Consider the following 12,812-nt stretch of genomic DNA (forward strand, 5'->3'; position numbering starts at 1 on the left):
GCGCTATGATCCGCTGTGTCGGCACGTCACTCAACGCGCGGCTGGTGCAGACCGCCGCGCCGTCGTTGCTCCTGGTGTCGCAGAACCTGTCGGTGTCTATGCCCCAGCCGCGGCGAAACCTCACGCCCGAAGGCATCCGCGTGGTCTTTGCGGTGTGGGCCCTTGCCCTTGTGCTGGCAACGGCATTGGCGTTCGCGGCGGGACTGCTCCAGTACTGGCGCATCGATCGAGCAATGTGCCTCGCCGCCGCCGACCGCCAGCTCGACGACCTCAACGAACGTATCGTCCCCCTCTTTGACCGGCGGCAGTCCGTCATTGAAAGTGAACTTCTCAACGGCAAGCCGTTCGTCGGCGACGCCGCGTACTCCAGCGGCGCTGCCGAACCATTCGCCGAGCCCGAGGCCCGTGGCCTGTTCCGGTTCGCCGCGCCGCCGGGTCCGGCCACGCAGACCGGGGTGACGTCGGTCGTCCGGGGCCGGGTTGACGCTGCCGACATCTCGCCGCAGTTTGCCGGCTGGACTCTGCGGCTCAAGTTCGTCAACGGCCGGCTGGCGGGCGCTTCGGCGCATAACCCGACGCGCGCCGAATTGATCCGACCGATCTCCGGCGGTCGCCCGATACAACGGGCCGCTGAGTGGATGGTGGTCATCAGTGGCGCGATTGCGATTCTGTGCCTGATCGCTGCCGGGCCGGTGGGAGATCGCTGGCGGCGGCAGGTGGCTGCAACAGGGCTGGCGGCCGGTGTACTGGTCGTCGTCGCGGCATGCCTGCACACGTCCCCTTCGAGCAGGCCCGCGCTCCATCAGCCTTCGACCCTTGCCGCCTGGGCCTTGGTGTTGTCGGCGCTGGGACTCTCGGCAGTTGCGCCAGCCCGGCGTCGCTCGGCGAGCGACCGTCCGCGCTGCCCCTGCGGCTACGATCTGACCGGCAACGTCAGCGGGATCTGCCCCGAGTGTGGCCGACCGACTGCCCGCGGACGCATCGACCGCTGGGGCGAACATGCCAGTGCAATTGACCGCGTCACAACCGCTCCCGAGCGGTTTACCGGCGACTACCTACCCGGCGGTCTGATCGAAACCAAGCCCCTCGATCGGACTGCTCAACCGTCCCCGCGACATGGCTGGCCGGCGCAATTCGCGGCGGCGTTGGCCGGAGCGACTTTCGCGTGCTACCGTTTCCGTATGACCGATGCGCGGGATATAGAAGGCCATCCGGGAGCCGCGGCGGACAACCCACCGATCGAGCCGACAGCGATTGACCAGAGCGGGAACTTTGTCTGTCCGAGTTGCGGGAAGTCGTTCAGCCCCGCTCTGGAGACCGCCGGCAGCGACGGCCTGATCGCCTGCCCGGCGTGCGGTTATCAATCCAGCTACGCCAGCGACGTAAGCGATGCCGACCGGGAGCTCGCACTGCGGATGGAAGTCGAGCAGCGCACCCGGGAGGCACATCTGAACGATATCCGGGTCAAGCAGATCCTCACCGAACGGCGGTCGCTGTTTCGCATGCGGAGCTACTTCGTCGCGTTGGCCGTCACGGCTGCCGTCGCTGCCGGACAACTCGGCATCTGGAGCTACGGCCGCCTGATGCGAGGTGGCGTTGACCTGTTTGTGATCGGCTACCTTGCGGCGATACTGGGGCTCGCGGTTGCGGCCGCTGTGTGCATGCGCCAGATTCGCCGATACAACGCCGAACTCGCCACGCCCATGCAGACGGAGGATCTGCCGTCGCCGGATTTCTCGACGCTTTCCGACGGCAGCCAGCGACTGAATAGCGTCGCCGACAATCTGGCGAGGCTGTACGAGCGGCCTAAGTAATGTGGGAGTTGATTGAACGAGGCGTGACCAGAGTGCACCTGCGGTGCGACCGCTAATCAAGCGACGTAGCCCCTTGCCCGTGTTACTGATTTTTCAGCGTCGTCAGGTACTCCAGCAGATCCACGAGGTCTTGCTGTGATATCGCCGCGTTCAGCCCCTCCGGCATGATCGAGATCGGTTGTTGCTTCTTGGTGACGATCTGGTCCTTCTGCACGTCGATGTACTTGCCGTCGATGTCCTTCAGCGACAACACGTCGTCCGTTTCGCTCGTCAGCAGACCGGTGTAGACCTCCCCGTCCTTGGTCTTGACGAACCAGTTCTCGAACCCCATCAGGATCGCGTTCGACGGATAGACGATGGAGTCGAGCAGTTGAACACGGGACAGCTTCTCGCCGATGGTTGTCAGCGGGGGGCCAATCTCGCCCCCCTCGTCGCCGATCTGATGGCAGCGGAGGCAATTGACGGTTTTCTCGTCACGGTAGATGGCCGCGCCGCGCTTGGCGTCGCCCTTCATCGCGGCGAGTTTTTCCAGGGTCGGGAGGACCTTGCCGTCTTTGTCTTTCGGTGCCGGCGGCACCTCGGCCGGGCGGGTCGCCTGGGCGATGGCAATTCCGGCGAACGCGAAAACGATGATTACGAAGAGTGCTCTCATACGGTGTTGACTGCGACGTCAATTGGAATCGTACGCTCAAGGCCTGGCGCAATGTTCAACAGCAAAGTTGCAATGGGCTGGCGCGCGATGCCGGTAAGTAGGATCAACTTCTTTCGACTTAAGAACCCCGAACCGAGCACGACTCGCGCAGCCGACTGATGCGCAACTCGAATCGTTCCTGAACTCGTTTTCAACACGAAGGCACGAATTCACGAAAAACTCGAAGAAACATCTGGTCCCTGAAACATCCGCCAAAGATAGCTCAAGACTCGCATTCTCTTCGTGGCCTTCGTGACTTCGTGCCCTTCGTGTTGAAATCGAACTTCAGGCATTGGGTGGCACGGGCAAGCAATTGCGCCTGCCCATGCCACGCCAAATCACGCTACTGCCGACGACGAAAAGATGCCGTTACTTCGCCGACGCGGTCTTGTCGGTCGGGTCGGGCTTCTTCATCCGCCAGGTCAGCTTCTCGGTCAACGCCGTCTCTGACGCCTTGCTGCTCTTGGCCCAGGCTTCGAGGAAGTCCTTCTCCTTGCCGATGGCGCCGATGCCAATTGCTTCGAGGTACCAGCGGTCTTTGCCGTCGTAGCGTTCGGCGAGCTTCACCAGGACGGGGATCGCCTTGGCCGCCGGCTCGTAGTTCATCGCGACGGCGACTTCGCGGAGCAGGCCCATCGATTCATCGCCCGCGAGCGAAGTGCCCAGCGTCGGGATGTCCATGCCGATCTGTCGAGCCGCGCGGAACGCGGTGATGCGAATGTTCTCGTCCTTGTCCTTCAGCGCGACCTCTACGTGCTTCTTGCCGTCGGCAGTCTTGGAGAGCAGCCAAAGGGCGCGGGCCCGCAGGTAGGGCTTGGTCTCGGACTTGTACATGTCGTCGAGCGCCTTGTTCGCGTCGGCACCGCCGGCGGCGAGCTTGGTGTACGCCAGGTACCGGACGGCGAAGTTCGGCGACTTCAGGGCGGCAATCTGACCGGCGACAGTGTCGAAATCGTTTTTGACGACAGCCGGCTTGTTCCCCTTGGGGGCCAGGCGGTAGATGCGGCCGCGAAGGTCGTTCACGCTGCTGGGGTTCTTGTCGCCTTCCTTCTTGTCCTGCATGTTATGACCGCCGACGCCGGGGTCGTACCAGTCGGCGACGAACACCGCGCCATCGGGGGCGACGGTCACATCGGCCGGGCGGAACCACTTGTCTTCGCCCTTGATCAACTCGATCGGGATCGCCTTGTAACCAGCACCCTTGTCGGTCGCGCCGTCGAGGGCTTTGCCGTTGGTCATCAGGCCGGTTGGGGCCGATGAGCTGGGGCTGGGGATGTAGGCCCGGATGACATTCGGGCCGGCGTCGGCGTGGATGACCGCGCCGCGGAACTGCTCGGGCAGAAGTTCGCCTTCATAGATCGTGATGCCCGTCGGCGAGCCGCCGCCGGTGTTGAGCATGTTCGGGACGATACCGGGCCACCGCTGGTGCCAGTGGGCTTCCTGCTTACTCTGGTCGGGGAATGCCGCCGAGTCGCGCTTCCAGTCGAAACCCTTCGGTCCCTTGTAGCCGAAGTTGCCGCCTTCCATGACAAAGTTGATGCGAACGGCCTGGTTGCCGTCGTCGTCGTTATCCGACTGCCAGACCGTGCCGAAGCTGTCGACCGTCAGTTCGTAGTTGTTGCGGAAGTTGAAGCCGAGCGACTTGAAAGTCTTGAACGACAGGTCACAGCTGAACCCCATGCCGTCGGTGTAGCCTTGCTGGCCCTTCTCCTTTTCCTTCCCGCGGAACATCTTGGCCTTGCCGCCGATCTCGGAGCCGAGGGCGTCAACGATCGGCTTGCCGTCGGCACCTTTGACGACGTCTCTCAGGCCGTCATTGCCCGAGTTGAAGTAGAAGCGGCCGTCGGGGCCGAAGATGCCGGAATGAACGCCGTGGTCGTGATCGACGCCGGTAAAGCCGGTGAGCACGATTTCCGGTTCGCCGGTCGGCTTGTCGCCGGAGGCGTCGATCGTGAAGACCATGACGTTGGGCGACTGGGCGACGACGACCTTATTGCCCATGACGCTGATGCCCAGCGGGGCCTGGATCTTCTTGCTTTGGTAGAAGACGGTCTGCTTGTCGGCCTTGCCGTCGTGGTCGGTGTCTTCCAGGATCAGGATGCGGTCGCCTTCGGGGCGCAGGTATCCCCAGGGCTTGAAGGTCGAGCGATAGTTGGCGCCTTCCAGCACCCAGACGCGACCCTTCTCGTCGATGTCCATGTTCGTGGGGTTCACGAGCATGGGTTCGTTCGCCCAGAGCGTGACTTCAAGTCCCTCCGGGACCTTCAGACTCTTGAGCGTGGCGTCGGGGGCCATCTGTGCGATCGACGGTGTGGCCAAGAACGCCGCCAGGGCCAGCGATGCGCCGGCGGTCAGTCGGCCGATGAGAGAACGGCTGCGCGTCATTTCCAGTCTCCGGGAGAAGTTTAGAGGGAACACGGACATCGCGTCCGGGTCACTGGAATTGTAACCGATCGAACCCGAAGGTGTTGAAGAGGAATTGGTCGGGTGGCGACCGTTTTGTCCCGTCCACCCGGTTTGCGGAGGGCGACGATCACGCCGTGCAGGCAACCGCGTAGGACGTCTGCTGTTCGCGGAGGTCGGTCACCACCTGAACGATCTTGTCGGCGACGTAGTCCACCTGTTCGATGGTCGTGCTGCGTCCGACACTCAGGCGGATGGATTGGGCCGCAAGCTGCGCGTCGATCCCCATCGCCCGCAGAACGTGGCTTGCTTCGACGCCGGCGGAGTTGCAGGCCGATCCAGTGGAGAGGGCGACGTCGTCGAGGGCGGCGACCAGCTTGTCGCCGCGAATGCCGGCAAACGACAGGTTACAGACATTGGGCAGCCGGCCGGCAGGATCGCCGTTGATCGCCACGCCGCCCGCCTGCTGGATCGTTTGTTCGAGCCTGTCACGGAGGGAGGCTGTTCGCGCTGTTTCGTCGGACAGGTGTTCGCGGCAGATATCGGCGGCGACACCGAGGCCGACGATACCCGGGACGTTGAGCGTTCCCGACCGGAACCCGCGTTCGTGCCCGCCGCCATGGAATTGCGGCACCAGCCGAACGTGCGGATCGCGTCGTCGAACGAACAGCGCGCCGACGCCCTTGGGGCCATAAAACTTATGGGCGCTGAGGCTCAGGAGATCGACCGGGTCCGCCGCAAGGTCAATGAGCACCTTGCCGACGGCCTGCGTGGCGTCGGTGTGCAGCAGCACGCCGTGCTCGCGGCAGATCGCCCCGACTTCTCGAATCGGCAGGAGGGTGCCGGTTTCGTTGTTGGCCCACATCAGCGACACCAGCACGGTATCGGGCCGAATCGCGTCCTTCACGTCGCCGGGCCTGACGCGGCCCTGTCGATCGACCGGTAGAACCGTCAGTTCGTAGCCTTGGTGGTCGCGCAGGTACTGGCAGGTTTCCAACACCGCTTTGTGCTCGGTCACCTGGGTGATCAGGTGCTTGCCTTTGCCGGTCGAGGCTGCCGCCGCGCCCTTGATCGCGAGGTTGTTGGCTTCGGTCGCGCCGCTGGTGAAGACGATCTCGCGCGCCCCGGTGCGGGCGTCCTGCTCGACGCCAAGCAATGCCGCGACCTGGTTTCTCGCCCTGAGCACTGCCGCGGCAGCTTCCTGACCGAACGCGTGCGACGAGCTGGCGGCGTTACCGAAGACCTCGGTGAAGTAGGGCCGCATCGCCTCGAACACGCGCTCATCGACAGGGGTCGTGGCACAGTGATCGAGATAGATGGGACGTTTGACACCGAAAGGCACGACGCAACTCCTTTAACCTTGGGGGCTCTTGGAACCTCAAATCGAGCGGATAAGCATCCCGATTATCGCGACAGTTTCAAGAGCGCAAGGCCTTTGTTTTCAATATGATACGCACCGAAATGCCCGACTCAACCTAGGGGATTGGTGGACATTCCCGGGCTTCGAACCCGGCTCCAAACCGCCACGGCGTATCCACCTATCAATCGAGCAGGCGATTCGGAACCATCTGTCAGAACGCCAGTTGCTTCATAGACGGCGGACTGGAGCGGCAGGTTCAACGGTCAACTTCTCGGAGAATGCCGTGCGTGCCCTGTCTTGTGGGCTCTGGCTCGGGACTATGATAGCGCGGCGTCAGATCGCGGCCCGCACGGACACCCGGAGTACGATCATGAAATCCCATTTCGCTTTACTGCTCGCAATGTCACTCGTTCTGGGAGCAACCACAATGTCTCATGCAAAAGACACAGGTACGAAAGACGACGGCGGGAGCATTGAAGTCGAAATGGTCGGCGTTATCCGCACCGGCGTGATGGCGATCGGCGGGGAGTCCACCGGGACCACCATCGCCGCACTCGGCTTCACGTGGGAACTCGACCTCGGTGCGGACGAGAACAATCTCAAGTTCGCCAAACAGTGGGACGGCAAGGAAGTCGTTGTAAAGGGCACGGTGACGGTGAAGCAGGGCGTCGAACGCGGCCGCCGGGTGATTGTCGTGGTGAAGAAGCTGCTGCCACTGACCAAGTAAAATTCTTCGCACGCGCTCGAAATCGTTACCGATGAGCCAGGTGCATTTACTTCGCGGACCGCGTACAACTTTTCAACCATGAATCGCATGCCAGGAATGCAACGTTTTGTTTCCGCTTCAGTTCTCGCCGTGCTGACTGTTTCGCTGCTGCTGGCCGGCTGTGGCGAAGTGAAGTCCACGCCGGTGACCCCCGGCTATCTGCGGGAAGGGCCGGCGATCGCGCAGGCACGCGAGCGACGGCAGGGCGATCAGCAGCGGATTGCCGAAGAAAGGGCCGACGCCCAGCAACGGCAGATCGCGGCGGCGACACAGGCCGCCGTCGCCCAGGCGACCGCTGCCCAGACACGACCGATCGCCACGCCTGCCGCCAGGTCCGGCCAGATCAGTCATGTCGTGGTCATGTGGCTCAAGAAGCCCGGCGATGCTGCCGCCCGCAAGAAGCTGCTCGACTTGGGGGAGACCTTCAAGACGATCCCCGGCGTGCTCGATGTGACCGGCGGCGAAGTCGTGAAGTCGGACCGCGCGGTGGTCGATTCGAGCTACGACATCGCGTTTGTCGTCACCTTCAAAGACGCCGAAGGGCTTAAAGGATACGGACCGCACCCGGTTCACCAGAAGGCGGTGGAGGAAGTGGTGAAGCCGAACGTGGAGCGATACATCGTGTACGACTTCGTGACGCCGTAACGGTCGAGAGGTCGGGCTCAGAGCGTTCAAAGAAATGTGCCCACGGACAGGTGTCCGTGGGCGTTTTCGTATGCTCTCGGGTTGCTGTTTCCCGCGTCGATTGAACCGATGTCGCGACGAACGCTCACGCCTTGGGTGCCGACGCTCCCAGCACCTTCTCGGCGGTCGCGATCAGCTTGTCCATCTTGAACGGCTTGTTGAGGTACTCGCTGACACCCAAGCTCTCGGCATACATCTTGTGCCGGCCGCCTTGGTTGCCGGTCACCATGATGACGAACGGCGGGCTGTTGCGCGGGCGCTTGGCTTTGACCTTTTCCTGCTGGATCTTCTCCAGCACGAGAAACCCGCTGCGGCCGGGCAGCATCATGTCGAGCACGATCAGGTCGGGGTTGGTCTGTTCGTTGAGCTCGACGGCTTTGTTCCCGTTATTGGTCGTTTCGACAATTGCCCCGGTCGGCTCGAACGCCGCCTGCATGCTGGTGAGGATGTCCTGGTCGTCGTCAACGAGCAGGATGCGTTTATCTTTGAGAGTTTCGCTCATAACAGTGTCCCGGTGGGAGGAAGCCCGTGCGTGGTCGGCAAGTGTATTGTACGCCTCATTTCCATGGACAGGCACGAAAAGTCAAGGCGGAAGGTCCGAGGTCCGATAAAGGATGGTGATCGATCAGAGTCGAGGCGCGTCCGAAACGGCTCCCGGAGGGCAGACTTGGTGATTTCCCTTGAAAGCCACATTCATCTGGCCGGGGCCGCCGTCGAACGGCCCCCTTCGCGCACCGAACTGGAAGCGCCGATCGTCGTCCTCGACAGCGGGCTGGGCGGCCTGACCGTCGCTCGCGCGCTCCGCCGCGAGATGCCCGCCGAGCAGATCGTCTATTTCGGCGACACCGCGCGGCTGCCGTACGGATCGAAATCCCCGGCCACGGTTCGCCAGTACGTCACCCAGATCATCAACTATCTTCTGCCCCTGCGGCCGAAGCACGTGGTCATGGCCTGCAATACCGCGACGGCGCTGGCGTTGTCGGCGGCGGTTGAGGCGTTTCCGGGGATTCCGATCTCCGGCGTGATCGAACCGGGGGCGCGAGCTGCCGTCGCGGCGGCCGGAGCCAAGAAGCAGCCGATCATCGGCGTTCTCGCGACCGATGCCACCGTCCGATCCGGCGCTTACGAACGGGCGATCCTCCGCCGACGCCAACTGGCAAGAATTCTGATTCGTCCGACACCCTTGCTGGCTCCCATGGTCGAAGAAGGGCGAAGCTGCAACGACCCGCTCGTGAAGCTGGCACTGGAACAGTACCTCAAGCCGATGGTCGAGCGCGGGCTGGACGTGCTGCTGCTGGGCTGCACGCATTACCCGATTCTGCGGGCCGCGATCGAGCAGGTTGCCGGGCCCAAGGTCCTGGTGATTGACTCGGCACAGCAGTCCGCCCAAGATGTCGCCCGCCGACTGCGGAACGCCGGCATGGCTCGTGCACCGCGACGGTCGGCGGAGAAGGCGGCTGTCGGGTCGATGCGCTGCTACGTCAGCGACGACCCTGACCGTTTCCGGCTCCTGGCAGGGCGCTTCCTGGGTGAAGCGATCGAACCGCCCACGCTCGTTGACCCCGAGACCCTGTACCGACAGGTGTCAGCGCCGATGAGGCTGCGGCCGGCCGTCTGAACGAAGCCCTGCTTCACGGACGAACGCAGTGGCATGTTTGCAACAGGACAGGGATGACCTTACAGCTTTCGCAATCGCGCACTACGCTCCTCACCCTTTCGCTGATCTGGGCTGTCATGCCGGGATGCTCCAGCAGCAGTGAGCGCCTAATCGACCCGGCGACGGAAATCGGCACCTCCGAGCGACAGCGAGAATGGGGCCGCACATTGGCCCAGCCGCTGGGCTTCCTCGAAGCGCCGTTCGTTAAGTCAGGACACATCTTTGAAGACGTCTCCGACGCGATCTCATCGGCACCGACACGATACGCCCTGATGATGGAAGACCCGGCGTCGCCGGACGCGCGCAGAACCGGGCTGTCAGAGATGGTCGAGCGGCCGTTCGGCGGCAAGCCGCCTTACACCACTCGTTACGCACAGATTGCCGTCGAGCAGGACGCGACGGGTAAGAAGTCTGACTACCTGTTGAGGGCATCGGCGATCCGCGGATTGAATCGGTCGCGCGAGCCGGGCCACACCCCGTTGTTCATCAAGGCACTTTCGGACGAAAATGACTGGGTTCGCCTCGAGGCGGTCAAGGCGCTCAATCGCCTGCCGGACGAATCGGCGATCCCGGCACTCCTGGCCGTGCTGACCAAGCCGGACGAAAACAAGGACATCCGAATCGCCGCCGCCGAAGCCCTCCAGCACTACAAGAAGCTGGACGTGGCGCGCGTGCTCGTCGGACTGCTGGGCGATCGCGAGTTCGGCTTGGCGTGGCAATCTCACAAGAGCCTGACCCGCCTTACCGGGAAAGACCTGGGCTACGATGATAAGGCCTGGCTCTCCTATCTGACCGGCGCGGAAAAGCCGCTGGGCTGATCGCAATGGAATGACTTCCATCGAAGGCCGAAGGGGCGACGCATTCCGCCGGCAGATCACGCCGCCCGTGCTTAACCCCCGTGTTTGCCGTGGTACATTGGTTTCAATGAACCACTCAAAGCTCAACGGCCTGTGGATGTTCATCGCCCTGGTAGCCGGTGTCACGTCGCTTCGGGCGGCTGAACCCGAGGCACTTGTGACCATCGGGAAGGGGACGCTTCCGATCATCCTGTCGTCGCCGCACGGCGGACGCACCGCGATCCCGGATACGCCACCCCGCAAGGGCGAAGGAATCCAGAAGTTCGTCGCCGTCCGCGACGATAACACCGCCGAACTGACAGAGAAGCTCGCCGACGCGATCGAGAAGCAGTTGGGCGGTCGGCCGTACGTGGTGATCGCGCGGTTCGAGCGCAAGTTTGCCGACCCCAACCGCGTCGCCGCCGACGCCTACGAGCACCCCAACGCTAAGACGCACTACGACGCCTATCACAAGGCAATCAAGGATGCGGCGGCCGAAGTAAAAGCCAAGTGGGGCCGCGGCCTGCTTCTGGATATCCACGGGCAGGCAGTCACGCCGGACGGCATCTACCGCGGTACCCGGGACGGCAAGGCCGTGGCCGAGCTGTTAAAGCGAGAGGGGGAGGCCGCAGTCGTCGGCCCGAAGAGCCTGTTCGGCCTGCTGGGTGCCGCGGGCTATCCCATACTGCCCGAGAAGCCGCCAACCGGAATTGGCACCGAAGCGCGATACAACGGCGGCTACATCGTCGACGCCTACGGCAGCCACCAGGGCACCGCGATCGACGCCATTCAGATGGAGTTCGGGGGAAAGCTGCGGGCAAAAGACCGGCTCGACAAGACCGCGGCGGATGTTGCCAAGGCGGTCGCCGAGTTTTCGACGAAGTACCTGCCCCGGTTGGGCGACGCGACAGAAAAGAAAACGTCGAAGTAGCTGCCGATGACCGCACGCATGCTGGAGATGCAGGACCACCACGCAGGAACCAGAGAACACGAAGAAATCACGGAGAATTTGCCCGACTGAGATCGGCGCGATCTGTAATCCGAACGAATCGATCAAAATCGTTCATGACGCTCCGCAGATTCGGCAGATTTCATAGAAGACAATCTGCGAGATCTGCGCAATCTGCGGTTTCATCCTCTTGGTGTGAGGATCACGGTGTCATGATGAACTCCGTGGTGAGTATCCCCGGACAGGCGCAACAGCATTTCGAACACTCTGGTCAAGTCTTGGGTTCCGGAGCGGTGGGGTAGCCAATCTTCTGAAGCTCGTCGATGAGCGAACCCCAGTCGGTGTTGGGATTCAGCGCGCGGGCCATCTCCTCGGTCATCGGCCGATGCATATAGATCCGCCGGACTTCGATGAAAGGGATCTCGATCTCGTAATACTGTTCGGCCCAGCGGGTGTACGAGACGGGATCGCCGTCGAGGACGGTCATGAGATGTTCCGAGCCGTCGGGGTCCGGGCCGGAGGGGAACTGGACACGACCGCGATACCAGCTCTTGTCCTGGCGTTGCCGCCAGACGCAGAAGGTCGCACGCGGGCCGCCCAGCCGCGGGTCATGAAGGATTTCGCCCAATGCCGGCGGAACGGCATCGAGAACGCCCGGCCAGGCCGCGCCGCGTTCGTGAACGGTTTCTGCCATCGCCGAATCGGGAACGTACCCTTTGAGAATGGCACCGGCCGGGGAGAAAAGCAGAAACCATTCGTCCCCCATCTCGTCGCGCATGGAAGCGAGCTGCTGGTTCGCGTCCCAGCTGCGCTGGTAGGTGTAGTATCGGAATTCCCACTCCGGCGAGAGGACGGCATCCAGCGTTGCGACGGCCTGGCAGACGCGGCGCAGTGGTTCGATGTCGGGAAGGATGTGAAGCGAACGGGTGGAAATCATGGACGCCCTCATCCTCGTCATCCGTAGACGCGGTGTGCGAGTCGGATTGAACGAAACTCAGAGGGCAAACGCAAGGGACGTGCGGGTTCTCCCCGGAACCCGGGTGTAGCCTGCTGTGGAGCCGGCTCTCAAGCCGCATCGCCAAAAGTTCTGCAAGGTCCCTCCAAACCCCACGAGCGGTCAGTCCTGAAGGCTCGGCGTCCCCGCGTCGAGCGTTCGCGTCATCCGCCACAGGCGCGCATCTTTGCCGACGGCCTTTCCCGGCTTTCGGTCCGCGAACGCATAGCCCATGCGGCGATAGAACCGGATTGCGCGAATGTTCTGCGGCGAGACGTCGAGTTCGATCGTCCGCGCTTCCCAGGCCCGGAAGTAGACCTCCGCATACTGGTGAATGAGATTGCCGTACCCACGGCCGCGCACGTCGGGCGAGACGTAGAACAAGCTCACATAACCGGTGGGCATGCCATAAGGCACCTGCAACTCGAGCTGGCCGATGAATCGCTCCCCGCGAAATGCGAGAACGAAACCCTCGGGATAAATCTGCACCGACTCGGTAAGCCAACGGAGGTAAGACTCACGCCCCTCGTACTTGCAATCCCGGCCGAAACTGGCCAGGCAGGCGTCGTAGTGATTGGCGGCACAAAGATCGGCGTCCCTGGCGGGATCGATGGTGCGATACGTCAACGGCGGGATGCGGTGGACCACGAGCGACAAA

The 12,812-nt window shown here is 62.9% G+C and carries 12 protein-coding genes; 6 read left to right on the top strand and 6 right to left on the bottom strand.

The features are described 5' to 3' along the window. Positions 1 to 5 precede the first annotated feature (5 nt). Positions 6 to 1,814 (top strand): hypothetical protein, encoded by a 1,809-nt coding sequence (locus IPV69_RS19820; RefSeq protein WP_206291455.1) that lies wholly within the window; start codon positions 6 to 8, stop codon positions 1,812 to 1,814. Positions 1,815 to 1,896: 82 nt separating this feature from the next. Here IPV69_RS19820 and IPV69_RS19825 read toward each other — a convergent pair whose 3' ends face one another. The 3 genes from IPV69_RS19825 to IPV69_RS19835 all read right to left on the bottom strand — a co-directional run bounded on the left by IPV69_RS19825 (position 1,897) and on the right by IPV69_RS19835 (position 6,250). Further along, positions 1,897 to 2,466: a c-type cytochrome gene (locus IPV69_RS19825; protein ID WP_206291456.1), complete on the bottom strand. Its 570-nt coding sequence runs from the start codon at positions 2,464 to 2,466 to the stop codon at positions 1,897 to 1,899. A gap of 408 nt (positions 2,467 to 2,874) precedes the next feature. Then, positions 2,875 to 4,890, bottom strand: coding sequence for a PVC-type heme-binding CxxCH protein (locus IPV69_RS19830; RefSeq protein ID WP_206291457.1), 2,016 nt, complete (start codon positions 4,888 to 4,890; stop codon positions 2,875 to 2,877). A 148-nt stretch (positions 4,891 to 5,038) separates the two neighbouring features. Further along, entirely contained in the window at positions 5,039 to 6,250 is a 1,212-nt protein-coding gene (locus tag IPV69_RS19835; protein WP_206291458.1) for a cysteine desulfurase family protein, read from the bottom strand. A 445-nt stretch (positions 6,251 to 6,695) separates the two neighbouring features. Here IPV69_RS19835 and IPV69_RS19840 point away from each other — a divergent pair, with 445 nt between their 5' ends. Continuing rightward, positions 6,696 to 6,995, top strand: coding sequence for a hypothetical protein (locus IPV69_RS19840; protein ID WP_206291459.1), 300 nt, complete (start codon positions 6,696 to 6,698; stop codon positions 6,993 to 6,995). 78 nt (positions 6,996 to 7,073) lie between these two features. Further along, positions 7,074 to 7,679: a Dabb family protein gene (locus IPV69_RS19845; RefSeq protein WP_206291460.1), complete on the top strand. Its 606-nt coding sequence runs from the start codon at positions 7,074 to 7,076 to the stop codon at positions 7,677 to 7,679. A 124-nt stretch (positions 7,680 to 7,803) separates the two neighbouring features. Here IPV69_RS19845 and IPV69_RS19850 read toward each other — a convergent pair whose 3' ends face one another. Then, positions 7,804 to 8,220: a response regulator gene (locus IPV69_RS19850; protein ID WP_206291461.1), complete on the bottom strand. Its 417-nt coding sequence runs from the start codon at positions 8,218 to 8,220 to the stop codon at positions 7,804 to 7,806. Positions 8,221 to 8,388: 168 nt separating this feature from the next. On the opposite strand from IPV69_RS19850, the gene murI reads away from it, so the two are divergent. The 3 genes from murI to IPV69_RS19865 all read left to right on the top strand — a co-directional run bounded on the left by murI (position 8,389) and on the right by IPV69_RS19865 (position 11,142). Next, a complete protein-coding gene (murI, locus tag IPV69_RS19855) occupies positions 8,389 to 9,336 on the top strand; it encodes a glutamate racemase (protein WP_241180024.1) in 948 nt (315 codons plus the stop codon). Between the two features lie 53 nt (positions 9,337 to 9,389). Then, the gene (locus IPV69_RS19860; RefSeq protein WP_206291463.1) at positions 9,390 to 10,193 is read left to right on the top strand and encodes a HEAT repeat domain-containing protein; all 804 of its coding nucleotides are present in this window, start codon (positions 9,390 to 9,392) and stop codon (positions 10,191 to 10,193) included. Between the two features lie 106 nt (positions 10,194 to 10,299). Then, positions 10,300 to 11,142, top strand: coding sequence for an N-formylglutamate amidohydrolase (locus tag IPV69_RS19865; protein WP_206291464.1), 843 nt, complete (start codon positions 10,300 to 10,302; stop codon positions 11,140 to 11,142). A 289-nt stretch (positions 11,143 to 11,431) separates the two neighbouring features. On the opposite strand, the gene IPV69_RS19870 is transcribed toward IPV69_RS19865, so the two are convergent. Together IPV69_RS19870 and IPV69_RS19875 are read right to left on the bottom strand one after the other, a co-directional pair. Then, positions 11,432 to 12,097, bottom strand: a complete 666-nt coding sequence (locus IPV69_RS19870) for a hypothetical protein (RefSeq protein WP_206291465.1) — start codon at positions 12,095 to 12,097, stop codon at positions 11,432 to 11,434. 180 nt (positions 12,098 to 12,277) lie between these two features. Next, positions 12,278 to 12,802: a GNAT family N-acetyltransferase gene (locus IPV69_RS19875; RefSeq protein WP_206291466.1), complete on the bottom strand. Its 525-nt coding sequence runs from the start codon at positions 12,800 to 12,802 to the stop codon at positions 12,278 to 12,280. Between the last annotated feature and the right edge of the window lie 10 nt (positions 12,803 to 12,812).

The sequence above is a fragment of the Humisphaera borealis genome, from assembly GCF_015169395.1.
Taxonomy (GTDB): Bacteria; Planctomycetota; Phycisphaerae; order Tepidisphaerales; family Tepidisphaeraceae; genus Humisphaera; species Humisphaera borealis.

What these genes read in the sequence shown, in the direction of transcription:
- IPV69_RS19820 (WP_206291455.1), top strand. Translation starts at nt 6, where the DNA reads ATGATCCGCTGTGTCGGCACGTCACTCAACGCGCGGCTGGTGCAGACC.
- IPV69_RS19865 (WP_206291464.1), top strand. Translation starts at nt 10,300, where the DNA reads ATGAACCACTCAAAGCTCAACGGCCTGTGGATGTTCATCGCCCTGGTA.
- IPV69_RS19860 (WP_206291463.1), top strand. Translation starts at nt 9,390, where the DNA reads ATGACCTTACAGCTTTCGCAATCGCGCACTACGCTCCTCACCCTTTCG.
- IPV69_RS19840 (WP_206291459.1), top strand. Translation starts at nt 6,696, where the DNA reads ATGTCTCATGCAAAAGACACAGGTACGAAAGACGACGGCGGGAGCATT.
- IPV69_RS19830 (WP_206291457.1), bottom strand. Translation starts at nt 4,890, where the DNA reads ATGACGCGCAGCCGTTCTCTCATCGGCCGACTGACCGCCGGCGCATCG.
- IPV69_RS19845 (WP_206291460.1), top strand. Translation starts at nt 7,074, where the DNA reads ATGAATCGCATGCCAGGAATGCAACGTTTTGTTTCCGCTTCAGTTCTC.
- IPV69_RS19825 (WP_206291456.1), bottom strand. Translation starts at nt 2,466, where the DNA reads ATGAGAGCACTCTTCGTAATCATCGTTTTCGCGTTCGCCGGAATTGCC.
- IPV69_RS19870 (WP_206291465.1), bottom strand. Translation starts at nt 12,097, where the DNA reads ATGATTTCCACCCGTTCGCTTCACATCCTTCCCGACATCGAACCACTG.
- IPV69_RS19850 (WP_206291461.1), bottom strand. Translation starts at nt 8,220, where the DNA reads ATGAGCGAAACTCTCAAAGATAAACGCATCCTGCTCGTTGACGACGAC.